The organism is Pseudomonas sp. NPDC085632 (genome assembly GCF_044541255.1).
Classification (GTDB): Bacteria; Pseudomonadota; Gammaproteobacteria; order Pseudomonadales; family Pseudomonadaceae; genus Aquipseudomonas.
In genome coordinates this window covers 27,612-52,165 of the sequence record NZ_JBITSX010000026.1, presented here as the reverse complement: position 1 = coordinate 52,165, position 24,554 = coordinate 27,612, and the positions used below count along the sequence as shown (strand labels likewise).

The following is a 24,554-nucleotide window of genomic DNA, read 5'->3' as shown; positions in this document are numbered from 1 at the left end:
ATGAATAGAACTCTCTACACCGCGCTGTTTTACCTGGGGCTGCCATTGGTGGCGATTCGGCTGTGGCTGCGAGCGCGCAAGGCACCGGCGTATGCCAAGCGGATTGGCGAACGCTTCTCCTACGGCATGCCGAAACTGCAACCTGGCGGCATCTGGGTGCACGCGGTATCGGTGGGCGAAAGCATTGCTGCCGCGCCGATGATCCGCGCTTTGTTGCAACGTTATCCACAGTCACCGATTACCGTGACCTGCATGACCCCGACCGGATCGGAGCGGATTCAGGCGCTGTTCGCCAACGAACCGCGCATCCAGCATTGTTATCTGCCCTACGACTTGCCGTGTGCGGCGGCGCGTTTTCTGAATCGCGTTCAGCCCAAGCTCGCGGTGATCATGGAAACCGAGTTGTGGCCCAACCACATTCACCAATGCGCCAAGCGCGGGATTCCGGTGGCGCTGGCCAACGGACGTTTGTCCGAGCGCTCGGCACGCGGCTATGGCCGGTTCAGCAAACTGACCGCGCCGATGCTTGCCGAGATGAGTCTGTTCGCTGTACAGACCGAAGCCGAAGCCCAGCGTTTCCGCGATCTGGGTGCGCGCCCGGAAACGGTCGAGGTCACCGGTTCGATCAAGTTCGACCTGACTATCGACCCGCAATTGCTGCAACGCGCGGCCGACCTGCGCGGGCAGTGGCAGGCGCTGGAACGTCCGGTGTGGATCGCCGCCAGCACCCACGAAGGCGAGGACGAAGTGGTGCTCGATGCCCATCGTCGCTTGCTGGCCAATCACCCGGATGCACTGCTGATTCTGGTGCCGCGTCACCCGGAACGTTTCAACTCGGTATTCGAACTGTGTCAGCGTGAAGGCTTCGCCACGGTACGACGTTCGACCGGGACCCATGTCGATGCGCGGACGAGCGTGCTGCTCGGCGACACCATGGGCGAGTTGTTGTTTCTCTATGCCTTGGCGGACAGTGCGTTTGTCGGCGGCAGCCTGGTGGCCAACGGCGGACACAATCTGCTGGAGCCGGCAGCCTTGGCAAAACCGGTGATCAGTGGCCCGCACCTGTTCAACTTTCTCGACATCGCCGCGCAATTGCGTGAAGCCGGAGCGCTGGCCGAAGTGGATGATGCCGAAGGGCTGGCGGTGGAGGTGCAGCGCTTGTTCGAATTGCCGCGTGATGCGCAGCGCATGGCCGACGCCGGGCTGGCGGTGATGCGCCGCAATCAGGGCGCGTTGCAGCGCTTGCTGGATGGCTTGGGCCGACTGATCAAATAAAGCAAAAAGATCGCAGCCTTCGGCAGCTCCTACATTGGAATACGTTTCCTGTAGGCGCCGCCGAAGGCTGCGATCTTTTGTTTTTAAGGCTTAAGGCCGGGCCTTGAGCTGCGCCTCGGCAGCCTTGGCCAGATCCGGCGGCAGGAAATCCTTGTCCGGGTTGTAGTCGGCTTTCAGATAACGCCGCAGGTCTTCCAGATCACCCGGGTTCAGCGTTCCCGCCGCCTGCTTCAAACGCAGGTTGTCGAGGATGTAGTCATAGCGTGTGTTGTTGTAATTGCGCACCGAAGTGTACAGCTGACGCTGCGCATCGAGTACGTCAACGATGTTGCGCGTACCGACCTGATAACCGATTTCCGTCGCTTCGACAGCACTCTGGTTGGAAATGATCGACTGACGACGCGCCTGCACCTGCTCGACATCGGTATTTACCGCGCGGTGCAGGTTGCGAGTGTTCTCGACGATCTGCCGACGCAGCGATTCGCGCTGTTGTTCGCTCTGATTCAGTTGCTCATACGACTGGCGCACTTGCGAACTGGTCAGTCCGCCGCTGTAGATCGGGATGTTCAGTTGCAGGCCGACCGTGCTCTGTTCGACGTTGCCGTGATAAGGCGTGCCGAACGAGTTCGGGTTGGCAAAACCGAGCGCATCGTTGTCGCCTTTCTCGTATTTGGCCACCGCATCAAGGGTCGGCAAGTGGCCGGCCTTGCGCTGCTTCAACGTTTCTTCAGCCGAGCTGACAGCGAAGTTGCTGGCCAGCAGATTGAGGTTTTGTTTCGCCGCAGTATCGACCCACGCCTTGGCGTCGTTCGGCGCCGGCGGCAGGATCGGCAACGTGTGGACGATGCCTTGAATCGAGTTGTACTGACGGTTGGTCAGGGTGATCAGCGCTTCAAACGCATCATCAACCTGACGCTGCGCAACGATACGGTTGGCGCGTGCGGTGTCATAACTGGCTTGCGATTGCAGCACGTCGGTCTTGTCCGACAGGCCGACGTCGAAGCGCTCGTTGGACTGGTCGAGCTGGCGCTTGAACGCGGCTTCTTCGGCCTTGGTCGAGGCGAGGTTGTCCTGGCTGCGCAGCACGTTGAAGTAATCTTCTGCCGATTGCAGGATCAGGTTCTGCTCGGTCGCCGAAAGTTGCAGTGCAGCTTGCTCGTTGACGTCCTTGGCAGCCTGATACTGGAACCAGCGATCGGCGCGGAACAAGGGTTGGGCGAGGGTCGCCTGATACGAATGAGCGCTGCGGTTGGCCACGGCAGAAGGCTGGTCGATCGAGGTGCGCACGTTGGCAGTCTCGGCACCGCCGGACAGGTTCGGCAGCAGCCCGGCGCGGGCCTGCGGCACTACTTCTTTCTGTGCGCCGTACTGAGCGCGCGCAGCGGCCAGATCGGCGTTATTGTCGACCGCCTCCTGATAGACGCTGACCAGGTCGGTTTTGGTCGACAAGGGCGCTTCTGCTGCCCAGGCCATTGCGTTGGACGCACAAGACACGGCAACAGCCAGTGAGAGTTTGCGCAGCATGAGGCGATCCCTAGCATTAATATTATGGAAGTAATCCGGGCGCCAAAGGTAAGGCGCAGGCCCCACAGCGTCAAGGCATGGCAGGGCAAAGCGAGTGTAGTTGCGCATTTGCCTCACAACAATCGGCCAAGCCCCTGTATTTATGCCATTCATCATGGTGTTTGCTGCGGTGTTGGCGTTCTTTGCCGGTTGTGTCTAGACTGGCCGGGTTCTTGTCGGGGTGCCTTGCTATGAGGCTGAGATCGAATAATTTCGGATCCCGTTGAACCTGATCAGGTTAGCGCCTGCGTAGGGAACAAGATTTCTCGTCACCCGGCGAGTCCTCTTGTGCTTCGTCCGGGAAATTGTTCGACAATCGAACGCTCGACGACGATGCACAGCACCGGTCCTGGTGCGTCCGTGCCTTTCAGGTTCTGCTCCGACAATCCACTGCCTGGATGCTGTCTGGAGAGCCCGTGATGACGACTACAAAATCAAAAAACGCGATCAACCTGAGTGACTCGGCCAAGGTCGACGAGCAATCGGTCAAGCCGTTCACCCGTTCGCAAAAAGTCTACGTTCAGGGCTCGCGCCCGGACATCCTCGTGCCGATGCGCGAAATCACCCTCGATGTGACCCCTACCGACTTCGGCGGCGAAATCAATGCGCCGGTGACCGTCTACGACACCTCGGGCCCGTATACCGATCCGAACGTGGTGATCGACGTACGCAAAGGCCTGGCCGATGTGCGTTCGGCGTGGATCGACGACCGTGGCGACACCGAGCGTCTGGCGGGTCTGAGTTCCAACTTCGGTCGCGAGCGCCTCGCCGATCCGGAACTGACCAAGCTGCGCTTTGCCCACGTCAACAACCCGCGCCGTGCCAAGGCTGGCGCCAACGTCACGCAAATGCACTATGCGCGTCAGGGCATCATCACGCCCGAGATGGAATTCGTTGCCATCCGCGAAAACATGAAGCTCGAAGTGGCCCGCGCCGCCGGCTTGCTGGATCAGCAACACCCGGGCCACAGCTTCGGCGCCAGCGTGCCGAAAATCATCACCCCGGAATTCGTCCGTGAAGAGATCGCCCGCGGCCGCGCAATCATTCCGGCCAACATCAACCACACCGAACTGGAACCGATGATCATCGGCCGTAACTTCCTGGTGAAGATCAACGGCAACATCGGCAACAGTGCTTTGGGTTCGTCCATCGAAGAAGAAGTGGCGAAACTGACCTGGGGCATTCGCTGGGGCGCGGACAACATCATGGACTTGTCCACCGGCAAGCACATTCACGAAACCCGCGAATGGATCATCCGTAACTCGCCAGTGCCGATCGGCACGGTGCCGATCTATCAGGCCCTGGAAAAAGTCGGCGGCGCGGCTGAAGACCTGACCTGGGAACTGTTCCGCGACACGCTGATCGAGCAGGCCGAGCAGGGCGTCGACTACTTCACCATCCACGCCGGCGTGTTGCTGCGCTACGTGCCGCTGACCGCCAAACGCGTGACCGGCATCGTTTCCCGTGGCGGCTCGATCATGGCCAAGTGGTGCCTGGCGCATCACAAGGAAAACTTCGCCTACACGCATTTCGAAGAAATCTGCGAAATCATGAAGGCCTACGACGTCAGCTTCTCGCTGGGCGATGGCTTGCGTCCGGGTTCGATTGCCGACGCCAACGATGCCGCGCAATTCGGCGAACTGGAAACCCTCGGCGAACTGACCAAGATCGCCTGGAAGCACGACGTGCAAACCATGATCGAAGGCCCGGGCCACGTGCCGATGCAGTTGATCAAGGAGAACATGGACAAGCAACTGGAGTGCTGCGACGAGGCGCCGTTCTACACCCTCGGCCCGCTGACCACCGACATTGCGCCGGGCTACGACCACATCACCTCGGGTATCGGTGCGGCGATGATCGGCTGGTTCGGTTGCGCCATGCTTTGCTACGTGACGCCGAAAGAACACTTGGGCCTGCCGAACAAGGATGACGTGAAGACCGGGATCATCACGTACAAGATCGCCGCGCACGCAGCGGACTTGGCCAAAGGGCATCCGGGCGCACAGATTCGCGACAACGCCTTGAGCAAGGCGCGCTTCGAATTCCGTTGGGAAGACCAGTTCAACCTGGGACTTGATCCGGACACCGCGCGTTCGTATCACGATGAAACCCTGCCGAAGGATTCGGCGAAAGTCGCGCATTTCTGTTCGATGTGCGGGCCGAAATTCTGCTCGATGAAGATCACTCAGGAAGTCCGCGAGTATGCGGCCAACCAGCGGATCGATGCGGTCGACGTGGACGTCGCCCAAGGCCTGGCGGAACAGGCCGAGCGGTTCAAGAAGGAAGGCAGTCAGCTGTACAAGAAGGTTTGACCCCGTACTGATCGTTCCCACGCTCCGCGTGGGAATGCAGCCCGTGACGCTCCGCGTCACTGGACGCGGAGCGTCCCTAGAGGCATTCCCACGCAGAGCGTGGGAACGATCACAACACAACAAAAATGTCCCTCTGAGATAACACCCTTGAGCATTCAACCCAGCACCTATTCTCCCGACCTCGCCGTGCCCGCCGACAAGCGTGTATTCGGCGGTCGCGATCTGTTTTCCCTGTGGTTCTCCCTCGGCATCGGCCTGATGGTTCTGCAGACCGGCGCATTGCTCGCGCCAGGTTTGGGCCTGTCCGGTTCGCTGCTGGCGATTTTCCTCGGCACGCTGGTCGGCGTGCTGCTGCTGGCCGCCGTCGGCGTGATCGGCAGCGACACTGGCCTGTCATCGATGGCCGCGCTGAAACTCAGCCTCGGCAGCAAAGGCGCAAGCCTGCCGGCGCTGCTCAATCTGCTGCAACTGATCGGTTGGGGCTCGTTTGAAATCATCGTCATGCGCGATGCGGCCAGCCTGCTCGGCACCCGCGCGTTCAGTGAAGGCTCGCTGTGGTCGAACCCGGTGTTGTGGACACTGTTTTTCGGTACGCTGGCCACCTTGCTCGCGGTCAGCGGCCCGCTGACTTTCGTCCGGCAGATCCTGCGCAAGTGGGGCATCTGGCTGTTGCTGGCGGCGTGTCTCTGGCTGACCTGGAACCTGTTCGCCAAAGCCGATCTGGCTGATCTCTGGTCGCGTGCCGGTGACGGTTCGATGCCATTTGCCGTGGGCTTCGACATTGCCATTGCGATGCCGCTGTCGTGGCTGCCGCTGATCGCCGACTACTCGCGTTTCGGCAAGCGGGCGAAGAATGTTTTCGGTGGCACTGCGGTCGGTTTCTTCATCGGTAATTTCTGGCTGATGAGCCTTGGCGTCGCGTACACGCTTGCGTTCGCGCCTAGCGGTGAAGTCAACGCGTTGCTGCTGGCACTGGCCGGCGCCGGACTGGGCATTCCGCTGTTGCTGATTTTGCTCGATGAGTCGGAAAACGCCTTCGCCGACATTCATTCGGCAGCGGTATCGAGCGGGATTCTGTTGCGCCTGAAAGTCGAGCACCTGGCCTTGGCCATCGGCGTGATCTGCACGCTGATCGCACTGCTGGCGCCGTTGGCGCAGTACCAGAATTTCCTGCTGCTGATCGGTTCGGTGTTTGCACCGCTGTTCGGCGTGGTGCTGGTGGATCACTTCATTCTGCGCAAGCGCAGCGCTCAAGTCGCGTCAGCCGCCTTGCGCTGGCCGGCGTTGTTGGCGTGGCTGGGGGGCGTGAGCACCTACCACTTGCTGGCGAATCTGTATCCGGATGTCGGTGCAACCCTGCCGGCGCTGGTGCTGGCAGGGCTGTTGCAGCTAGTGCTGGGCCGGGCTTTCAGTTACGGCCGGGAAACAGCTCAGGCTTGAGAATGCCATTCAGACGCGGGTAAGGAATCTTCAGTTCGACGTGGCCCAGCGCGTAAGGCGCAATGGTGGTCACGTCGTACTTGAGGATCACGCCGCCATAAGTCAGCGCCACGTTCGGGGTTTTCACGAACGGCCAGTTCGCCACGAACTCCGGTTCCTGATCGAGCTTGGTGCTGATCAGCCAGCTATTGTGCGCGACCTGCGCCGCCTTCCAGAACGCCTCTTCCTGGCCCGGCACAAGCATGTCGGACAGGTTCAGCACCTTGTGCTGCTGGCGCGAATAGTTGATGAAGCCGCGACCCGGTGTGCCATGCGCGCCGCCGGTGTCGAGGTAGCTAGACACCTCGATGATCACCAAGCCGTCATGCTGCTCGCGTACTTTCGCCTGCAGATAGCTGCTGTTGCGCGGGCCGGCAGTGGCCAGAAACTGATCGCGATAGGCCGCCAGGGTTGGCGCCACCGGTGCGTTTTTTTCGGTGCGGGTCATTTGCAGCAGGCGTTTTTCGATAATGCCGTCCAGCGCAGGTTCGGCCGGGAAGCGCAGGGTGTCGATGTTCACCAGTGGGCAGTCAGGGTTGGAACAGCCCGGTTTCAGTTGTTCCGACGCATCGCGGGTAGTTTCCAGCGGCGTGCGGTAGTTGGGTTGGAACAGGCTTGCGCACGCGCCCAGAGTCAGGGCAATGGCGGCCACGGAGGCAATTTTGAAAAGCGACATGGGCGTCCTTTCGAAAGCAGGGGAAGGCAAAAAGATATCCGCTTCGACTCTCGCAGAAGCAGTCAGTTCGCCACTAAGCTAATTAGAGTGGGTTTCGCCTCCACCGTCCATCCCGCTGACGGTAAAGGGGCTGCATCAAACGGTGCGGGCGCGTTAGGATGGCGCGAAGTCGAGGTTGCCAATAACAGGAACCTCGTAATGGATTTGCAGTAGACGAGGATGCTCATGACTGATTTTGCCAACGCCATTCCGACCACCGTTGACGTCGTGCGGCGTGAACGTTGCTACGAGGGCTTTTACAAGCTCGACCGTTTGCACCTGCGCCACGAATTGTTCGCTGGTGGCATGAGCCGCGAGATCAATCGTGAAGTGTTCGTGCGCCACGATGCCGTGTGCATGCTGCCGTACGATCCGCAGCGCGACGAAGTGGTGTTGATCGAACAGTTCCGCGTCGGCGCCATGGGCAAGACCGACAACCCGTGGCTGGTCGAACTGGTCGCCGGTCTGATCGACAAGGCCGAAGTGCCGGAAGAAGTTGCTCGTCGCGAAGCGCAGGAGGAAGCTGGGCTGGACATCAAGGCCCTGTGGCCGATGACCCAATATTTCCCGTCGCCGGGCGGCAGCAACGAGTTCGTGCATTTGTATTTGGGGCGTTGCAGTACCGAAGGCGTAGGTGGCCTGCATGGCCTGGAAGAAGAGGCAGAAGATATCCGCGTCACGGTCTGGGCCTTTGAAGATGCCTTGCAGGCCGTCCGTGACGGACGCATTGCCAATGCGGCGAGCATCATCGCGTTGCAGTGGCTGGCGCTGAACCGCGCCGAAGTGAGGGGGTTATGGTCGTAAACAAGTTGCGCGATCGCTATCGAGTCGACCTCGCGGGGCTGCAAGCCGCCTGCGAGGCCAACTACGCGCGTCTGATGCGACTGCTGCCGGACATGCGCAGCGAGCCCGAGGCGAGGCGCATCGCCGTGACTCAGGGCGAGCAGATGCTCGGCGTGCTGGCCCTCGAGGTGCTGCAAACCTGCCCTTACACCACGACGTTGCAAGTGCGCCAGGAACACAGCCTGCCGTGGTTGCCGGTGCCGCAACTGGAAGTGCAGGTCTATCACGACGCGCGCATGGCCGAAGTGGTCAGCGCCGAGCATGCACGACGCTTTCGCGGCATCTATCCTTACCCGAACGCGGCCATGCATCAGCCAGATGAAAAGGCCCAGCTCAATCTGTTCCTGGGGGAATGGCTGAGTCATTGCCTGGCGTTGGGGCACGAGTACGAAGTCGTACGCTAGTTGTGAACTGCGTCCGGTTCGGCAGTTTCCTCTTTCGGTGATCCCCCAGCATAATTGCGGCACTATCGATTCCGTGCTTTTGCCTTGGGAGAACGCCTTGCCGAGCGTATCCACGTTGACCTCCGCCGATTCGCCGCTGCTGGTGCAGTTGTCCGACAGCCATCTGTTCGCTGAAGCGCACGGTACGCTGCTGGGCATGAACACCCGCGAGAGCCTGCAAAAGGTCATCGAATTGGTGCTGGGGCAGCAGCCGCAGATCGACCTGATTCTGGCCACCGGCGATATCTCGCAGGACGGCACGCTGGAGTCGTACCAGCAGTTTCGCCAGATGAGCGCGCAGATCGACGCGCCGGCGCGCTGGATTCCCGGCAATCACGACGAACCGATGATCATGGCCCAGGCCGCCGTGCAGAGCACGCTGCTGGAGCCTGTGGTGGATATCGGCAACTGGCGGGTGACCATGCTGGATTCGGCAGTGCCGGGTTCGGTGCCGGGGTATCTTCAGGATGATCAATTGCAGCTGCTGGCGCGCTCGCTGAGCGAAGCGCCGGAGCGTCATCATCTGGTGTGTTTTCACCATCACCCGGTGTCGATCGGTTGCGCGTGGATGGAACCGATTGGTTTGCGCAATCCCGAGGCATTTTTCGAAGTGCTGGATCGTTTTCCACAGGTCCGCGCCGTGCTGTGGGGGCATGTGCATCAGGAAATTGACCGCGAACGTAATGGCGTGCGGTTGATGGCTTCGCCGTCGACCTGCATTCAGTTCGAGCCGGGGAGTGAGGATTTTAAGGTCGGTGAGCAGGCGCCAGGCTATCGGTGGTTGCGGTTGTTGCCGGATGGGCGGTTGGAAACCGGGGTTGAGCGCGTCACGGACTTCGAGTTCACTGTCGACTACGGTTCTGAAGGTTACTGACGCCGAAGCCCCTCACCCCAGCCCTCTCCCAGAGGGAGAGGGAGCTGACCGAGGTGTATTGCGTCATGCGCCGACCTGAAATGCCGAGTCGATTATGGATTCGCCCAATCACTTTCAGGTCGGCGTATCTCTTAAATATCTCCTAATCAGTCCCCTCTCCCTTTGGGAGAGGGCTAGGGTGAGGGCCGCCCCTGCAGAATGACCAATTTCTCGAAACCACCCCCAATCCGCTCTTCTCTCCCTGTAAACTCCGCAAACCCAAACCGACACCCAGGGAGCTCAAATGTCCGGTTCGATCCTCTACATCCACGGTTTCAACAGCGCCCCGGTCTCGAAAAAGGCCTCGCAGCTGTTAACGGTGATGGAGCAACTGGCGTTGAGCGACAAACTGCGTGTCCCCGCCCTGCATCACCACCCGCGCGAAGCCATCGGTCAGTTGGAACAAGCGATTGCCGAACTGGGCAGCCCGCTGCTGGTGGGAAGCTCACTCGGCGGCTACTATGCGACTCACCTGGCCGAGCGCCATGGCCTGAAAGCCCTGCTGGTCAACCCGGCGGTCAGCCCGCACCGGATGTTCGACGGCTATCTGGGCCCGCAGAAAAACCTGTATACCGATGAAACCTGGGAGTTGACTCACGACCACGTCACGGCTTTGGCCGAACTGGAAGTGCCGGCGCCTCAGGATGCGCAGCGCTATCAGGTCTGGTTGCAGACCGGCGATGAAACACTGGATTATCGCCTCGCCCAGCAGTATTACCGCGCTTGTGCCTTGCGCATTCAGGCCGGCGGCGACCACAGTTTCCAGGGTTTTGCCGGGCAATTGCCGGCGTTGCTGAGTTTTGCCGGCATTGGCCCCGATGTGTATCAGGCAATCGATTTCACCGCACTGTGAAGTCTTGCCCCTATTTCATGAATGACTGACGACGAGACCCTATGGCCACTCCCAGCGCTAGCTCTTATAACGCCGACGCCATCGAAGTCCTCTCGGGCCTCGACCCGGTGCGCAAACGCCCCGGCATGTACACCGACACCAGTCGGCCGAACCACCTCGCCCAGGAAGTCATCGACAACAGCGTCGACGAAGCCTTGGCCGGCCACGCCAAATCGGTGCAGGTCATCCTGCACGCCGACCATTCGCTGGAAGTCAGCGACGACGGCCGTGGCATGCCGGTCGACATCCACCCGGAAGAGGGTGTGTCGGGCGTCGAGCTGATCCTCACCAAGCTCCACGCGGGCGGCAAGTTTTCCAACAAGAACTACCAGTTCTCCGGCGGTCTGCACGGTGTGGGTATTTCCGTGGTCAACGCCTTGTCGACCGAAGTGCGCGTACGCGTAAAGCGTGACGGCAACGAATACCAGATGACCTTCGCTGATGGTTACAAGGCTACCGAGCTGGAAATCGTCGGCACCGTCGGCAAGCGCAACACTGGCACCAGCGTGTACTTCGCGCCGGACCCGAAATACTTCGATTCCCCGAAATTCTCCATCAGCCGCCTTAAGCACGTGCTCAAGGCCAAGGCTGTTCTGTGCCCAGGTCTGCTGGTCAGCTTCGAAGACAAAGGCACTGGCGAGAAAGTCGAGTGGCATTACGAAGACGGTCTGCGCTCGTATCTGGTCGACGCCGTCAGCGAATTCGAACGCCTGCCGAACGAGCCGTTCTGCGGCGCGTTCGCCGGTAATAAAGAGGCGGTCGACTGGGCGCTGCTGTGGCTGCCGGAAGGTGGCGACGCAGTGCAGGAAAGCTACGTCAACCTGATCCCGACGGCGCAGGGCGGTACCCACGTCAACGGTTTGCGTCAGGGCCTGCTCGACGCGATGCGCGAATTCTGTGAATTCCGCAGCCTGCTGCCGCGCGGAGTGAAGCTGGCGCCGGAAGACGTCTGGGAGCGTATCGCCTTCGTCCTGTCGATGAAAATGCAGGAGCCGCAATTCTCCGGCCAGACCAAAGAGCGACTGTCATCCCGTGAAGCGGCGGCGTTTGTCTCTGGCGTGGTCAAGGATGCGTTTAGCCTGTGGCTCAACGCCAACCCGGAAACCGGTCTGGCGCTGGCCGAACTGGCGATCAACAACGCCGGTCGTCGCCTGAAAGCGAGCAAGAAAGTCGAGCGCAAACGCGTCACCGCAGGTCCGGCATTGCCGGGCAAACTGGCCGACTGCGCCGGTCAGGATCCGATGCGTTCCGAACTGTTCCTGGTCGAAGGTGATTCCGCCGGCGGTTCCGCCAAGCAAGCGCGGGACAAGGAATTCCAGGCGATCCTGCCGTTGCGCGGCAAGATCCTCAACACCTGGGAAGTCGACGGCAGCGAAGTGCTTGCCAGTCAGGAAGTGCACAACATCGCCGTGGCCATCGGTGTCGATCCGGGCGCGGCGGACATGAGCCAGCTGCGCTACGGCAAGATCTGCATCCTCGCCGACGCCGACTCCGACGGTCTGCACATTGCGACCTTGCTGTGCGCGCTGTTCGTCCAGCATTTCCGCCCGTTGGTGGATGCCGGTCACGTCTACGTGGCGATGCCGCCGCTGTACCGCATCGACCTGGGCAAAGAGATCTACTACGCCCTCGACGAAGCCGAGCGCGATGGTATTCTCGACCGTCTGGTCGCCGAGAAAAAACGCGGCAAACCTCAGGTCACCCGATTCAAAGGTCTGGGTGAAATGAACCCGCCGCAGCTGCGCGAAACCACCATGGACCCGAACACTCGGCGCCTGGTGCAACTGACGCTGGGCGAAGATTTTGCCGAAACCTCGGAAATGATGGACATGCTGCTGGCGAAGAAACGCGCCGGTGACCGCAAGACCTGGCTCGAATCCAAAGGCAACCTCGCCGAGGTGCTGGCCTGATGCGGTTTGGCTGGGCCTTGGCGGGTGCCTTGCTGCTGAGTGCAATGACCGTATCGGCTGAGCCATTACAGGAATTGCGCCTGCTCTCCGAGCATCCGGTCGACGGCATGCGCGGCGGTAATTTGTCAGGGCTGGCGCTGTGCGGCAATGAGTTGTGGACCGTGTCCGACCGCGATGACGACCAGATCTACCGGCTTAAAACCGCTGATCAGGTCTGGCAGGCGGAAACCGTGCACATCGACGTACCACCGGTGCCTGACAGCGGCTTGCCGTGGGGCTTGAGTTCGCGCACCTGGGCGGCGTCGTTCATCCGTGGCGGTGATCTGGATTTCGAAGGCATTACCTGCGACAGCACCGGCAATCGCTACATCGTCAGCGAGGCCCATGCCGCCGTGTTGCAGGTGCCGCCACAAGGCCCGGCCTCGTGGCTGAAAATCTCGCCGATGCTGGTGAAGGAAGCTCGGGCCAGTGGCATGTTGCTGCACTTCAACGCGCTGTTCGAAGGTCTGGCGATCAACCCGGCGGGTGATCAGCTGTGGCTGGCGGCGGAGCGTGAGCGCCGTGGCCTGCTGAAGATCAAGCGTCAACAAACGGTCTGGGATTGCGACGGTGCTTGCGTGCTGCTCAGCGAGGCCGGGGTCGAGATGCAGCCGCCGCAATTTCCCAAGGCGCGCGCCGTGACTCGCGACTTTGCTGATCTGTCGCTGTTCAACGGCAAGTTGTTCACCCTTGAGCGCAACGCGTTTCAGATTTGCCGCCGCGATGCGGTCACCGCCAAAGTCGAACAATGCTGGTCGTACGCCGAAGATGCCTTGCAGCCACAGCGCCTTTATTCACAGGCCTATGGCCTGGCGGAAGCGCTTATCGTGGATGCGCAAGGTGCATGGATTGGCCTGGACAACAACGATGGCGTGCGCGCCGATGGCGAGAAACGCCCGATCGTCTGGCGCTTTGCTGCCCCGGATGGCGGTTGGAGCGCCAAGCCATGAGTCAACAGCCGCCGGGCAAGCGCGCCGGTCGGGTGCTGATGATTCTGGCGTGGTGCGCGGCACTGTTTCTGGCCACGCGGTTTTTCGGTCAGTGGGAGCAGCGCCAGCAGAATCCGAACGTCGTAGTCAGTTCGGAGCAGGGCGAAGGTTTTATTGAAGTGAAGCTGGCCGGCAACGCCCAAGGGCATTTTGTCGCCAGCGGTCAGATCAACGGTGAGCCGGTGGAGTTCATGCTCGACACCGGCGCGACCGATGTGGCGATCCCGGCGGGTCTGGCCAAACGTTTGAAGCTGGAAGAAGGTTTCGGTGTGACCCTGAGCACGGCCAATGGCCTGAGCCAGGGCTATCGGACCAAAATCGACCGCCTGCAACTGGGTGACATCGTGCTGCGGGATGTTCGCGCACTGGTGGCGCCGGGACTGCATGGCGATCAGGTGCTGCTCGGCATGAGCGCCCTGAACAAACTTGAATTTACTCAGCGCGGTGGCACCATGCTGCTGCGCCAGACAACGAACCGATGAGGCCTGCATGAGCAACCCCCTTGATCTCAGCCTGGACGGCGTAGAACGCCGGTCGCTGGCCGACTTCACCGAAAGTGCCTACCTCAACTACTCCATGTACGTGATCATGGACCGTGCCTTGCCGCATATCGGCGACGGTCTGAAACCGGTACAGCGTCGCATCATCTATGCGATGAGTGAGCTGGGGCTGGACGCCGATTCCAAGCACAAGAAGTCGGCGCGAACCGTCGGCGACGTGCTCGGTAAATTCCACCCGCACGGCGACTCGGCGTGCTACGAAGCGATGGTGCTGATGGCCCAGCCGTTCAGCTATCGCTACACGCTGGTCGACGGCCAGGGTAACTGGGGGGCGCCGGACGATCCGAAGTCCTTCGCCGCCATGCGTTACACCGAAGCGCGCTTGTCGCGTTACTCCGAAGTGCTGCTCAGCGAACTGGGCCAAGGCACTGCAGATTGGGGCCCGAACTTCGACGGCACGCTGCAGGAACCGCTGGTGCTGCCGGCGCGCCTGCCGAACATTCTGCTCAACGGCACCACCGGCATCGCCGTGGGCATGGCCACCGACGTGCCGCCGCACAACCTGCGCGAAGTCGCCACCGCGTGCGTGCGCTTGCTCGATGAGCCGAAAGCCACGGTTGAACAGCTCTGCGAACACATTCAAGGCCCGGACTATCCGACCGAAGCAGAAATCATCACCCCGCGCGCCGACCTGCTGAAAATGTACGAAACCGGCAAGGGCTCGGTGCGCATGCGCGCCGTGTACCACGTCGAGGACGGCGACATCATCGTCACCGCGCTGCCGCACCAGGTCTCCGGTGCGAAAGTGCTGGAGCAGATCGCCGCGTTGATGCAGGCGAAACCGTCGAAAGCCCCGCAGATCGCTGACCTGCGTGACGAATCCGACCACGAGAACCCGTGCCGCATCGTCATCATTCCGGTCAACAGCCGCGTCGATCACGAAGCGCTGATGCAGCACCTGTTCGCCAGCACGGAGCTGGAGTCGACCTACCGGGTCAACGTCAACATCATCGGTCTGGACGGCAAGCCGCAGCTGAAAAACCTCCGCGCCTTGCTGGTCGAATGGCTGGAATTCCGCGTGCAGACTGTGCGCCGACGCCTGCAATTCCGCCTCGACAAGGTCGAGCGTCGTCTGCACCTGTTGGACGGTTTGCTGATTGCCTACCTCAACCTGGATGAAGTGATCCACATCATCCGTACCGAGGAATACCCGAAAGCCAAGCTGATCGAGCGTTTCGCCCTCAGCGAGATTCAGGCCGACTACATTCTTGACACCCGTCTGCGTCAGTTGGCGCGACTGGAAGAGATGAAGCTGCGCGACGAGCAGGACGAACTGCTCAAGGAGCAAGCCAAGCTGCAAGCCCTGCTGGGCAGCGAAGCCAAGTTGAAAAAACTGGTGCGCACCGAGCTGATCAAGGACGCCGAAACCTATGGCGACGATCGCCGCTCGCCAATCGTCGAGCGCACCGAAGCCAAAGCGTTGACCGAGCACGATCTGCTGCCGAACGAGAAAGTCACCGTCGTGCTGTCGGAAAAGGGCTGGATTCGTTCGGCCAAGGGTCACGAGATCGACGCCACCGGCCTGTCGTACAAGGCTGGCGACGGCTTCAAGACCTCGGCGGCAGGGCGTTCCAACCAGTCTGCGGTGGTGATTGACTCCACCGGCCGCAGTTATTCGGTTGCCGCGCATACGCTGCCGTCGGCGCGTGGCCAGGGCGAACCGTTGACCGGTCGTCTGACACCGCCACCGGGCGCGACCTTCGAATGCGTGCTGATGCCGGAAGACGACGCGCTGTACGTGATCGCTTCCGACGCCGGTTACGGTTTCGTGGTCAAAGGCGAAGATCTGCAAGCCAAGAACAAGGCCGGTAAAGCCCTGTTGAGCCTGCCAAACAACGCCAAAGTGATCGCGCCGCGACCCGTGGCTGACCGCGAGCACAACTGGCTGGCATCGGTGACGACCGAAGGTCGCCTGCTGATCTTCAAAATCAGCGATCTGCCACAATTAGGGAAGGGCAAAGGCAACAAGATCATCGGTATTCCCGGTGAGCGTGTGGCCAGTCGCGAAGAATATGTCACGGACATCGCCGTCATTCCGGAAGGCGCCACCTTGGTGCTGCAGGCCGGTAAACGGACCCTGTCGCTGAAGGCCGACGACCTCGAACACTACAAAGGTGAGCGTGGACGTCGTGGCAATAAGCTTCCAAGGGGCTTCCAGAGAGTGGATGCGCTGCTCGTCGAAAACCTCAATTAAGCGTCCTAGAGCGTCCGATCCACGATTTAACGCGTAGATCGACGCTTTGGCGCTGGAGTCGGAACGCATATTCACGGATGATATGGCCTTTCCAAGCGCCGGCGTGGCCGAGCGTTCTTCATATTTATTGAGTATTTTCACTGTGGTCAGCCTTGTGGCGGCCACCTGGACGGGATGATGACTGCTCTGCGCCCCCTTATTTTCCTGCTCGCCGGCGTTTTGGGCCTGGCGGGTTGCAGCGTTCGCCAGCCGGTGTCGCTGTATCAACTGGACAGCGGAAGTCCGGTTCAGCCTGCGCAAAGCGCGGGCATGGCGGTTTTGTTGGGTCCGGTAGTCGTAGCCGATTACCTGCAACGTGAAACATTACTGCAACGTCAACCGGATGGCAGTTTGCAAGCGGCGACCGACGGTCGTTGGGCCGGCAGCCTTTCGTCGGATATCGATCAGTTGTTGATGCGTCAGGTGGCGGGTCATCTGGACAGCCAGCGCGTGGTGCTGGCTCCGGCCACCGGTGGGTTCACTCCGGATGTGCAGGTGTTGTTGACTATCACGCGTCTGGACTCGGGTGAAAAACAACCGGCGATTCTTGATGCGCAGTGGCGTCTGATCGACCGCCGTGGTCAGGTGCGCGATAACCGCATCGTTCATCTGCAAGAGCTGCACGCCGGCAGTACGGCTTCGCAGGTTCAGGCGCAGGGTATCTTGTTGCAGCGTCTGGCCGAGCAATTGTCGGTGGCGCTGAAACCGTTGGCCAATCAGCCTCCGGTGGCCGAGGCACCGCGTAAATCGGCGCCGAAGCCGGCAGCGCCGGCGGCGGAAGCCGAGAAACAGCCGAAGATTCCGATGGCATCGCCGATACGTACCGATATGGAAGTGTTCCGCTTCTAAGCCTGGATCGAGTCAAGACAGAGCCCGCCTTGTGCGGGCTTTGTTGTGTCTGGGGGGGTGGAGAGACCAGAAGCCCCTCACCCCAGCCCTCTCCCCGAGGGAGAGGGAGCCGACCTAGGTGTCTGGCGCTATGCATTGACCTGAACGAGCTTGGCGATTATGGGGTCGGTAGGGCAGGGGCCGACCGTGGTGTCTGGCGCTATACTTCGACGATCCTGGCGATTATGGATTCACAGCTGGGCGTTCAAGTCGCTGCAGGTCTTCAATATCCCCGGATCGGTTCCCTCTCCCTCTGGGAGAGGGCTAGGGTGAGGGGGAAAGTGCAGGCAACAAAAAAGCCCGCAGACAATCACTTGTCTGCGGGCTTCTGTGTTTCAAGCCTAAAACTTAAGCCCGACGCTCATGCATCCGCGCCAGTTGCCGCTCCAGCATCGACGGATAAGGCTCCATCAAGCGCTCTACGCAGCAAGCACCCTCAGGGCTGGCGATCGGCCGGATTCGCGCACGCTGGCGGATCAGCGCGTCATCACTGATCTTGCGCTCAACCAGCAGCAGGTTGCGGCTGTGTTGCGACAAGGCCAGTGCGTCCTGTGCGGAATCGGTCAGCAGCAGATCAATCTGGCTCAAGCCAAACAGCTCGTCACCCAAAGTCAGGCCCAGCTGCAATTGCAGGGTGATACCACTGTCAGCGACCTCAATCTGCAACTGATGACCCAATGCCCGTAGCAGTTCGCCGCAGCAGATCGCATTGGTCAGGTAGTCATCGCCACTGTCTTCGGTGTGAAACAGCATGAGCGTGCTGCCGTCATTGAGGGTTTCGATTTCGCCCTGATACAGCGAAGCGGCCTGATCGAGGCAGTCGCGATAACGCTCCTGCAACTCTTCCAGGCGTGCCCGCGGCAAGCGGCGCAGTTGTTCCTGCGAGCCCAGTTGCACGGCCAGCACGGCGGTGTGCTGCGGCACGCTTGGCGACGGTTGGCGGACGACGGGTTGGGGGGCGTCATCGAGCGACTCGTCGCGCAGATCGGCGAACGCGTCATCGTCATCATCGTCTTCGACGGTGCTGACCAGATGCCGCGGCGCAGGCTTCTGCGCGGCCATCGGACGGGTTTCGTCGAAACTCGGATCACGCAAGTTGCGCATTTCGAATTCCGGCTCGTCTTCTTCGTCCTCGAATTCCGGCTCCGGTTGAGGTGCAGGCTCCGGCGCGTAGTTGGCGTGTAGTTGACGCGCCAAATCACCGATTTCATCCTGACGATCGATGCCCGGCGTGTGTTCGTCGATACGACGCAACCAGACGCGCAGTTGCAGCAGCGGCGTCGACAGATAGCGGCCCATGCGCAGGCTCAGGGCCAGCGACAGCGCCAACAGAATCCCGCTGAGAATGCCCATGCTTTGCAGGCTGATGGTCATCGGCTGCTGGAACTGATCCATGTCGAGGCTGATGCGCAGTTGCCCGGCGGTCACGTCCTGAAAGGTGATCTTGCTCTCGTACATGCCTTCGGCTTCGCCCAGCAGGCTGTGCTTGGGCCGCTGACCGGACTCGGCGAGGATGCGGTTATCCACGCTGTAGATCGCCGCGTGGGCCACCAGTTTGTTCTTGGTCAGGTTGTTGAGCAGCACATTGAGGCTGAGGATGTCGTTGGACACCAACAGCTCGGTAGCAGAGGTCGCGGTCTGCGTGGTCAGGCTTTCGCCCAGTGCATCGGCCTGCTGGTGCATGGCCTGCTTGAATTGCAAACCCATCACGCCGGCATAGATCACCAGGGCCAGAGCGACCAGGATCACGTTATGGCTGGCAATGCGCAATGCAATCGGTACACGGCGGTGGCGCAGTGCACGGAAGATCAGCAGGAAGAAGTTATCGGTTTTAACTGGCGTGGGCCGGTTCACTGAGCTCGGCTCTTTTGTCCGTGAAGTTGACGCGCAGTATAGCGACAGGCCCTAGACCGGCATAGCGCTCGCGGTGCCCGATGGTCACTGAAAGTGGGTAGAATGCGGTTTTTTTCCAGTTGCGGGGGTGCGCGTTGCGCGAAATCGTCCTGATTAACATCACGGGGGTCGACCGTCCGGGTCTGACTGCGGCCATTACCGGCGTTCTGGCACAAGGTGGTGTGAACATTCTCGACATCGGTCAGGCGGTGATCCACGACACCCTGTCGTTCGGCATCCTGGTTGAAATCCCCGATTCCGAACAGGGCAAATCGGTGCTCAAGGACATCCTGTTCAAGGGCTATGAGCTCGACCAGCAGGTGCGCTTCACCCCGGTGTCCGAAGAGGATTACCAGCAATGGGTGGGCAATCAGGGCAAGAAGCGCCATATCGTCACCCTGCTGACCCGCAAAGTGACGGCCGGCCAATTGCAGGCGGTCAGCTCGATCACCGCCAAATATGGTCTGAACATCGATCACATCGACCGTCTGTCGGGTCGCATGCCGCTGGACACGCCAGCCGACAAAGGCAAGGGCTGCATCGAGTTCTCCGTGCGTGGCGAAGCGGCCGATCCGCAGGCGCTGCGTGCCGAATTCCTCAGCGTTGCCCAAGAGCTGAATGTCGACATCGCGTTCCAGGAAGATTCGCTGTTCCGTCGTAATCGTCGTCTGGCGGTGTTCGACATGGACTCGACGCTGATTGAAGCCGAAGTCATCGACGAATTGGCCAAGGCCGCCGGCGTTGGCGAGCAAGTATCGGAAATCACCGAGCGAGCGATGGCCGGCGAACTGGACTTCCGTGCCAGCTTCAAAGAGCGTCTGGCCTTGCTCAAAGGCCTCGACGTCAGCGTACTCGACTCGATCGGCGCTTCGCTACGCCTGACCGAGGGCGCCGAAACGCTGTTCGCCGAGCTCAAGCGTCTGGGCTACAAGACCGCGATCCTCTCGGGCGGCTTCACCTATTTCGCCAAGCAGTTGCAGGCCAAACTCGGCATCGATTACGTGTTTGCCAATGAACTGGAAGTGGTCGACGGCAAGTGCACTGGCGTGGCGATCGAGCCGATTGTCGATGCGCAGCGCAAGGCTGATTTGCTGAAAGAGTTGGCGCACAAGGAAGGTTTGCGTCTGGAGCAGACCATCGCGGTCGGCGACGGCGCGAATGACCTGCCGATGCTGGCGATTGCCGGGCTGGGCGTGGCGTTTCGCGCCAAGCCACTGGTCAAGCAGTCGGCGAAGCAGGCGATTTCGACGTTGGGTCTGGATGGCGTGCTGTATCTGCTGGGTTTCCGTGATCGCGACGGGCAGCTCTAAGATCTTCAATGCTTGATCTGGCTCCTTCGCGAGCAGGCTCGCTCCCACATTGGAATGCATTTCAATGTGGGAGCGAGCTTGCTCGCGAAGGCCGCAACGCCGATTTATGACTGATCGCTCAAAGCGACTTCCACAGCGAATCGAAATCCTCCTCGCTCCCGCTATTCTGCGCGGCCTCCAGCGAGCGATAAGCGAACTGATTGAAACTGTGCGTACTTGCCACCCGCCGATCCAGCCCGGCACGGTGTTCTTCGCCCTGAGTGTTGATCAGCACCTTGCTGCCCTCCTGAAACGGCAAGCGTGGCGCCAGCAAGGTCGCCGGCAAATCGATCGAACTGATCTCCGGTAACAATAGTCCGCGCAAATACTGACTGTGATCGTCCCGCGAACGTACCAGTTGCAAACCGCAGGGCTGCGCGTGCGGTGCCACCAGTTCAATGCCCATCTGCGTGCCGCCGCCGCGCACCTGTCGAATCCAGCGGATCACCGCAATGCTCCAGCCCAGACTGACACTGTCCTGAACCCCGAGCATCTCCCCGGCCTGTAATTCGGCGGGCACTTCACTTGGCCACGCCAGACAGTAACCGCCGGGGCTGTGATTGATCACCGGCAAGGCATGAGTCGGGTAATGCGGTGTGCTGTCGGTGCCGTTTTCATCCTCGAGCAAATGGTCGTACTGAATTTCCTCGTAGGGTAAAAATTCATCAGCCTTGCTCTGCGGCGCTGCGTCGAAGGCCTGGCTCCAACTGTCCTTTTCACCTTGGGCGACGGCGCTGCTGAAATTCGCCGAGCGCGCGCCGGGATGCTTGAGCAGTTCGCTGAAACTGCGCTCGCCAGCGAGGTAGAAGTGCAGAGCGCTCATGCCGACGCAAACGGTCAGATTGCCTTGGCCGACGGTGCGCTGAAAGCTGCGCTCGGCGGCGTGCCCCCAGCTTGCGTGCAAGTGCTGCAGGGTATCGAAGCTCAGTCCGGTCGGTACAGACAGCGGCGTCGTCGTGTTCTGATGCAGCAGATGCGCTTCGATGGCGTTCACCAGCGGCTGTGGATCGAAGCTGAGCAATCCGCGCTGTTGCTCGCTGCGAAACATGCTGCGGTAGCGTGGCCCCGCATCCAGTTCCGCGCTGATCGCCAACAGGCCAGCGTCCGGGCTTGCGGGATGCAGCTTGAGCAACGCACTCCACGGCTCCAGCACTTCAGCCAAGCGGGCGATCTGGTTCTGCCGCAACTGATTACAACGGGCGCTGCCCAGCAAGAGTGCGGCGATGTAGGTCTGTTCCAGGCTCAGGTCTGTCGTCAGGCTGGCCAGATCGTCGTGCACGCGGCGGTGTTGCAGTTGCAGTTCAACGGCGCTGCGATACAGCTGATGCAGTTCGAACCACAGATGCTCCGGCGGCGAGCTGTACAGCTGCGTGGCGCGCAGCAACTGCCCTTTGAGTGCATGGGCTGCCCGTTGCAGGGCCAAGCTGACCAATGCTGCGCGATCCTTGCTGTACTTCGGCGCAATGCGCAGCACGATCTGTTTGTAGCCGACGGCCAGATGGCTTTGCAGTGCCTGACAGAGATTGCTGATCTTGCGCGAACGCACGTCGAGCATGATCGCTTGATGCAGGAAGTGCCGCTCCAGATGCTGGCAGACGAAATACACCTCGGGTCGCAACAGCTCCAGCAGGCTGAGGCGGTTGTCGCTGGGCGTGAGCAGTTGGTTGAGTTCGCCCATGGCTTGATAAAGCAGGCGAGCGGTTTCGCCGATATTGGCTTTTGGCAGGCCGGCGATCCAGCGCTTGAGGTCACGCGGGGTGGCTTCGCAAAACGACAGGCGTATTTGCGTCGGAGTTGGGGCGCTCAGGGAGGCTTGGGGGCGAGATTCACTCATGCCGTGAATGGCTCCGGCGGCGAAATGGGCAATGCCCCAAACTCTAGCAGCTGTGGTCTTTTTCGTCGGATGGCGTCAGGCTTTTTGACCGCTGGTCTGCTGGCCGGATGCCAGTTCATGAGCCCTACTAGTCTCTCAGGCGTGCGATCGGAAACGCACGGTTGCACGGCCTGCCGCCAATCTCGGGCAGGTCTCCCGAAACTTCAAGGAGATGAGGTTCATGTCTAAATATGCAGTGGCAAATCAATGGGGTGGCAGTTCGGCGCCGTGGCATCCGGGTGGAACCTGGGAACTCGGCGGGCGGGACAACCAGAATGTCGTCGCTATCGAGATCAATTCGCGCGATGACGGCAAAACGTTCACCGGCACCATGACCTATGCCGGGGAAGGTCCCATTGGCTTCAAAGCGCAACGCACCGGTCAGAACCAGTACAACGTCGAAAATCAGTGGGGTGGCAACGATGCCCCATGGCATCCGGGCGGCAAGTGGGTGATTGGCGGCCGGGACAATCAGAACGTTGTTGCGTTGAGCGTCACGTCCAGTGACGGAGGGAAAAACCTCAGTGGCACCAATACCTATGTCAACGAAGGCCCGATCGGCTTCCGTGGGCAGATAGAGTAACGGCACCACCGAGTCGTATCCGCCCTTTCGCAGACGTGCGAACGGGCGGATCAGTGGCTCACAGCATTTCAGGCGTTTGGCAGCGCCAGGCCTTGACCCATCTGCACAGGCGAACCCGCGACCAGTTCTTCAGCCCACTTCACCTGATCCGGCCCGAACAGCACGATCGCGGTCGAACCCAGCTTGAAACGACCCAGTTCGGCGCCTTTTTCCAGGTGAATCGGCGCACGCGCGGCTTCGTCGTAGCGGAAGGTTTTCAGTTCGCGCTTCGGCGGCGTGACCAGGCCGGCCCAGACGGTTTCGATCGAAGCGACGATCATCGCGCCGACCAGTACAACGGCCATCGGCCCGCGCTCGGTGTCGAAGATGCACGCCACGCGCTCGTTGCGGGCGAACAGTTCCGGAACGTTTTCGGCCGTGGTCTGGTTGACCGAGAAGATGCGGCCCGGGATGTAGACCATCTCGCGCAGGGTGCCGGCCAGCGGCATGTGCACGCGGTGGTAGTCTTTCGGCGACAGGTAAATGGTGGCGAAGTCGCCGCCCATGAACGGTGCCGCGTTGGCCGCGTCACCGCCGAGCAGTTCGAGCACGCTGAAGCTGTGGCCCTTGGCCTGGAACACGCGACCGTGTTCGATCGGGCCGAGTTGGCTGACTGCCCCGTCGGCCGGGCTGAGGATTGCGCCCGGGGTTTCATCCAGTGGACGCGCGCCGTCTTTCAGGGCGCGGGTGAAGAAGGCGTTGAAGTGCTCGTAAGCGGTCAGGTCTTCGACCAGCGCTTGCGACATGTCCACCTGATAACGCTTGGCGAACCACTGGGTGAACGCATTTTTGAACCAGCGCACGCGGCACTCGGCAATGCAGCCGGCGAGGCGCGACAGCAGGTGATGAGGCAGTAGGTACTGGCTGAGGATAAACAGACGCTCTTTCATTAGTTGTCCTTAAAAACCTTAAATCTCGACGGGCGTATCAGGGTGGTTACCCCATTCGCCCCAGGAACCGGCGTAGCCCTTGACCCGCGGATAACCGAGGGACTTGGCCACCAGATAAGTGAAGCCCGACCGGTGATGGGTCTGGCAGTGGGTAATGATTTCTTTGTCCTTGGTGATCCCGAGATCGTCGAGGATCTGCGGCATGTCCGTGCGAATGCGCAGCTGACGCGCCTTGTCCATGCCCGCTGTCCACTCGAAGTTGACCGCGCCGGGGATGTGCCCGGCCTTGGCGGCCAGGACTTTCTCGCCGGAATACTCCAGCGGCCCGCGCGCATCCCAGATCGCCAGATCGGCAGCACCGAGACGGCTTTGCAGATATTCGCGCGTGGCAGTCGGCTCGTCGTGCAAGGTCAACGGCAGCGGGCCACCGACGGCTGCTGGCACCTGGATCGACATCGGCATGCCATCTGCCAGCCATGCCGGCAGACCACCGTCTATATAGTGGTACTTGTCATGACCGATGACGTCGAGCAGCCAGATGAAGCGCCCGGCCCAGCCGCCGCCTTCGTCGTCATAGACCACATAGACCGCGTCCTTGCGATGGCCCAGCTCACCGAACAAGGCTTCCAGATCGGCTTTGGCCGGCAGCAAACCTGGCGCCGGCGGCTGGCCGAGCTGGGTACGTTTCGGATCGACAAAGCGTGCACCGGGAAGGTGACCTTCGGTGTAGCGCGCGGGACTGGTCAGGTCCACCAGAATCAGGTTGCTGGCCTCCAGCCGAGGAAGCAAGTCGCTCGGTTCGATGACGAGCGGCAAGCCAGAGAAGTCAGACATGTGAGGTCTCCAGAGCACAAAGGGGAGGATTGTAGCGCA

The 24,554-nt window shown here is 60.9% G+C and carries 20 protein-coding genes and 1 riboswitch; of the genes, 14 read left to right on the top strand and 6 right to left on the bottom strand.

What is annotated here, in order from left to right; genetic code table 11:
* Window positions 1-1,275, top strand: a complete 1,275-nt coding sequence (gene waaA, locus ACIF4X_RS17480; protein WP_397483099.1) for a lipid IV(A) 3-deoxy-D-manno-octulosonic acid transferase — start codon at window positions 1-3, stop codon at window positions 1,273-1,275.
* Between the two features lie 90 nt (window positions 1,276-1,365).
* On the opposite strand, the gene ACIF4X_RS17475 is transcribed toward waaA, so the two are convergent.
* Complete coding sequence (locus ACIF4X_RS17475; RefSeq protein WP_242208834.1) at window positions 1,366-2,799, bottom strand: TolC family outer membrane protein; 1,434 nt, start codon at window positions 2,797-2,799, stop codon at window positions 1,366-1,368.
* A gap of 206 nt (window positions 2,800-3,005) precedes the next feature.
* Window positions 3,006-3,111, top strand: a riboswitch (TPP riboswitch).
* Window positions 3,112-3,257: 146 nt separating this feature from the next.
* On the opposite strand from ACIF4X_RS17475, the gene thiC reads away from it, so the two are divergent.
* Together thiC and cytX are read left to right on the top strand one after the other, a co-directional pair.
* Window positions 3,258-5,150 carry a phosphomethylpyrimidine synthase ThiC gene (gene thiC / locus ACIF4X_RS17470; protein WP_093430149.1) on the top strand — a complete coding sequence of 631 codons (1,893 nt, stop codon included), beginning with the start codon at window positions 3,258-3,260 and terminating at the stop codon, window positions 5,148-5,150.
* A 147-nt stretch (window positions 5,151-5,297) separates the two neighbouring features.
* Entirely contained in the window at window positions 5,298-6,590 is a 1,293-nt protein-coding gene (gene cytX / locus ACIF4X_RS17465; protein ID WP_397483098.1) for a putative hydroxymethylpyrimidine transporter CytX, read from the top strand.
* On the opposite strand, the gene ACIF4X_RS17460 is transcribed toward cytX, so the two are convergent.
* The gene (locus ACIF4X_RS17460) at window positions 6,559-7,305 is read right to left on the bottom strand and encodes an RsiV family protein (protein ID WP_397483097.1); all 747 of its coding nucleotides are present in this window, start codon (window positions 7,303-7,305) and stop codon (window positions 6,559-6,561) included. The two genes, cytX and ACIF4X_RS17460, sit on opposite strands and share 32 nt — an antisense overlap.
* A gap of 225 nt (window positions 7,306-7,530) precedes the next feature.
* Here ACIF4X_RS17460 and ACIF4X_RS17455 point away from each other — a divergent pair, with 225 nt between their 5' ends.
* The 9 genes from ACIF4X_RS17455 to ACIF4X_RS17415 all read left to right on the top strand — a co-directional run bounded on the left by ACIF4X_RS17455 (window position 7,531) and on the right by ACIF4X_RS17415 (window position 17,015).
* Window positions 7,531-8,148: an NUDIX domain-containing protein gene (locus ACIF4X_RS17455; RefSeq protein WP_397483096.1), complete on the top strand. Its 618-nt coding sequence runs from the start codon at window positions 7,531-7,533 to the stop codon at window positions 8,146-8,148.
* Entirely contained in the window at window positions 8,139-8,591 is a 453-nt protein-coding gene (locus tag ACIF4X_RS17450; RefSeq protein ID WP_397483095.1) for a DUF1249 domain-containing protein, read from the top strand. The genes ACIF4X_RS17455 and ACIF4X_RS17450 overlap by 10 nt, the downstream gene beginning before the upstream one ends.
* A 97-nt stretch (window positions 8,592-8,688) precedes the next feature.
* Complete coding sequence (cpdA, locus tag ACIF4X_RS17445; RefSeq protein WP_397483094.1) at window positions 8,689-9,504, top strand: 3',5'-cyclic-AMP phosphodiesterase; 816 nt, start codon at window positions 8,689-8,691, stop codon at window positions 9,502-9,504.
* 283 nt (window positions 9,505-9,787) lie between these two features.
* A complete protein-coding gene (locus ACIF4X_RS17440; RefSeq protein WP_397483093.1) occupies window positions 9,788-10,396 on the top strand; it encodes a YqiA/YcfP family alpha/beta fold hydrolase in 609 nt (202 codons plus the stop codon).
* A gap of 41 nt (window positions 10,397-10,437) precedes the next feature.
* Complete coding sequence (gene parE, locus ACIF4X_RS17435; protein ID WP_397483092.1) at window positions 10,438-12,345, top strand: DNA topoisomerase IV subunit B; 1,908 nt, start codon at window positions 10,438-10,440, stop codon at window positions 12,343-12,345.
* A complete protein-coding gene (locus ACIF4X_RS17430; protein ID WP_397483091.1) occupies window positions 12,345-13,334 on the top strand; it encodes an esterase-like activity of phytase family protein in 990 nt (329 codons plus the stop codon). Before parE ends, ACIF4X_RS17430 begins: the two co-directional genes overlap by 1 nt.
* The gene (locus tag ACIF4X_RS17425; RefSeq protein WP_397483090.1) at window positions 13,331-13,855 is read left to right on the top strand and encodes a TIGR02281 family clan AA aspartic protease; all 525 of its coding nucleotides are present in this window, start codon (window positions 13,331-13,333) and stop codon (window positions 13,853-13,855) included. Before ACIF4X_RS17430 ends, ACIF4X_RS17425 begins: the two co-directional genes overlap by 4 nt.
* A 7-nt stretch (window positions 13,856-13,862) precedes the next feature.
* Window positions 13,863-16,127: a DNA topoisomerase IV subunit A gene (gene parC, locus ACIF4X_RS17420; RefSeq protein WP_397483089.1), complete on the top strand. Its 2,265-nt coding sequence runs from the start codon at window positions 13,863-13,865 to the stop codon at window positions 16,125-16,127.
* Between the two features lie 177 nt (window positions 16,128-16,304).
* On the top strand, window positions 16,305-17,015 hold the full coding sequence (locus ACIF4X_RS17415; RefSeq protein ID WP_397483088.1) for a membrane integrity-associated transporter subunit PqiC: 711 nt from the start codon (window positions 16,305-16,307) through the stop codon (window positions 17,013-17,015).
* A 387-nt stretch (window positions 17,016-17,402) separates the two neighbouring features.
* Here the strand turns inward: ACIF4X_RS17415 and ACIF4X_RS17410 are convergent, their stop codons facing one another.
* Complete coding sequence (locus ACIF4X_RS17410; RefSeq protein WP_397483087.1) at window positions 17,403-18,908, bottom strand: AhpA/YtjB family protein; 1,506 nt, start codon at window positions 18,906-18,908, stop codon at window positions 17,403-17,405.
* Window positions 18,909-19,042: 134 nt separating this feature from the next.
* Here ACIF4X_RS17410 and serB point away from each other — a divergent pair, with 134 nt between their 5' ends.
* A complete protein-coding gene (gene serB / locus ACIF4X_RS17405) occupies window positions 19,043-20,257 on the top strand; it encodes a phosphoserine phosphatase SerB (protein ID WP_008079219.1) in 1,215 nt (404 codons plus the stop codon).
* A 118-nt stretch (window positions 20,258-20,375) separates the two neighbouring features.
* Here serB and ACIF4X_RS17400 read toward each other — a convergent pair whose 3' ends face one another.
* Window positions 20,376-22,130 carry a molecular chaperone gene (locus tag ACIF4X_RS17400; RefSeq protein ID WP_397483086.1) on the bottom strand — a complete coding sequence of 585 codons (1,755 nt, stop codon included), beginning with the start codon at window positions 22,128-22,130 and terminating at the stop codon, window positions 20,376-20,378.
* 220 nt (window positions 22,131-22,350) lie between these two features.
* Here ACIF4X_RS17400 and ACIF4X_RS17395 point away from each other — a divergent pair, with 220 nt between their 5' ends.
* Window positions 22,351-22,752 (top strand): lectin OAA, encoded by a 402-nt coding sequence (locus ACIF4X_RS17395; protein ID WP_397483085.1) that lies wholly within the window; start codon window positions 22,351-22,353, stop codon window positions 22,750-22,752.
* A gap of 68 nt (window positions 22,753-22,820) precedes the next feature.
* Here the strand turns inward: ACIF4X_RS17395 and asd are convergent, their stop codons facing one another.
* Window positions 22,821-23,681 carry an archaetidylserine decarboxylase gene (gene asd, locus ACIF4X_RS17390; protein WP_077570589.1) on the bottom strand — a complete coding sequence of 287 codons (861 nt, stop codon included), beginning with the start codon at window positions 23,679-23,681 and terminating at the stop codon, window positions 22,821-22,823.
* An 18-nt stretch (window positions 23,682-23,699) separates the two neighbouring features.
* Window positions 23,700-24,515 (bottom strand): thiosulfate sulfurtransferase, encoded by an 816-nt coding sequence (gene rhdA / locus ACIF4X_RS17385; RefSeq protein WP_397483084.1) that lies wholly within the window; start codon window positions 24,513-24,515, stop codon window positions 23,700-23,702.
* Window positions 24,516-24,554: the final 39 nt, after the last annotated feature.

Excerpts from the sequence above, each read along its gene's own strand:
- waaA (WP_397483099.1), top strand. The coding sequence starts at position 1 with ATGAATAGAACTCTCTACACCGCGCTGTTTTACCTGGGGCTGCCATTG.
- ACIF4X_RS17475 (WP_242208834.1), bottom strand. The coding sequence starts at position 2,799 with ATGCTGCGCAAACTCTCACTGGCTGTTGCCGTGTCTTGTGCGTCCAAC.
- thiC (WP_093430149.1), top strand. The coding sequence starts at position 3,258 with ATGACGACTACAAAATCAAAAAACGCGATCAACCTGAGTGACTCGGCC.
- ACIF4X_RS17460 (WP_397483097.1), bottom strand. The coding sequence starts at position 7,305 with ATGTCGCTTTTCAAAATTGCCTCCGTGGCCGCCATTGCCCTGACTCTG.
- ACIF4X_RS17455 (WP_397483096.1), top strand. The coding sequence starts at position 7,531 with ATGACTGATTTTGCCAACGCCATTCCGACCACCGTTGACGTCGTGCGG.
- ACIF4X_RS17450 (WP_397483095.1), top strand. The coding sequence starts at position 8,139 with ATGGTCGTAAACAAGTTGCGCGATCGCTATCGAGTCGACCTCGCGGGG.
- ACIF4X_RS17440 (WP_397483093.1), top strand. The coding sequence starts at position 9,788 with ATGTCCGGTTCGATCCTCTACATCCACGGTTTCAACAGCGCCCCGGTC.
- parE (WP_397483092.1), top strand. The coding sequence starts at position 10,438 with ATGGCCACTCCCAGCGCTAGCTCTTATAACGCCGACGCCATCGAAGTC.
- ACIF4X_RS17430 (WP_397483091.1), top strand. The coding sequence starts at position 12,345 with ATGCGGTTTGGCTGGGCCTTGGCGGGTGCCTTGCTGCTGAGTGCAATG.
- ACIF4X_RS17425 (WP_397483090.1), top strand. The coding sequence starts at position 13,331 with ATGAGTCAACAGCCGCCGGGCAAGCGCGCCGGTCGGGTGCTGATGATT.
- parC (WP_397483089.1), top strand. The coding sequence starts at position 13,863 with ATGAGCAACCCCCTTGATCTCAGCCTGGACGGCGTAGAACGCCGGTCG.
- ACIF4X_RS17415 (WP_397483088.1), top strand. The coding sequence starts at position 16,305 with ATGACTGCTCTGCGCCCCCTTATTTTCCTGCTCGCCGGCGTTTTGGGC.
- ACIF4X_RS17400 (WP_397483086.1), bottom strand. The coding sequence starts at position 22,130 with ATGAGTGAATCTCGCCCCCAAGCCTCCCTGAGCGCCCCAACTCCGACG.
- ACIF4X_RS17395 (WP_397483085.1), top strand. The coding sequence starts at position 22,351 with ATGTCTAAATATGCAGTGGCAAATCAATGGGGTGGCAGTTCGGCGCCG.
- asd (WP_077570589.1), bottom strand. The coding sequence starts at position 23,681 with ATGAAAGAGCGTCTGTTTATCCTCAGCCAGTACCTACTGCCTCATCAC.
- rhdA (WP_397483084.1), bottom strand. The coding sequence starts at position 24,515 with ATGTCTGACTTCTCTGGCTTGCCGCTCGTCATCGAACCGAGCGACTTG.